The sequence below is a fragment of the Citrobacter sp. Cs237 genome, assembly GCF_030332325.1.
Lineage (GTDB): Bacteria > Pseudomonadota > Gammaproteobacteria > Enterobacterales > Enterobacteriaceae > Citrobacter_A > Citrobacter_A sedlakii.
On record NZ_JAOWIB010000026.1, the window covers coordinates 1 to 206 of the forward strand.

The 206-nt window shown below is 65.5% G+C and carries 1 protein-coding gene; it reads right to left on the reverse strand.

The features are described 5' to 3' along the window. Positions 1 to 206 (reverse strand): hypothetical protein (locus OGY07_RS00130; RefSeq protein WP_286597914.1); only part of this gene is annotated, 206 nt, incomplete at both ends.

Here is a 206-nt window from a genome sequence, read left to right on the forward strand (position 1 = left end):
GTGGTGGTGCCGGAAAGCGTCAGGTCCGCGCCCTGCTCGGCGGCGTTGATCACGTCGTCGGCGGTCACGCTGTTAATGGTCACCACCGGTACGGCGGTGTTCACCGTCACATCGTGGGTGGCAGTACCGCTGTTGCCTGCGGCACTGGTGACGGTCACTGACACAGTGGTGGTGCCGTCGTTCAGGGCGGTGATATCTGCCGCCGG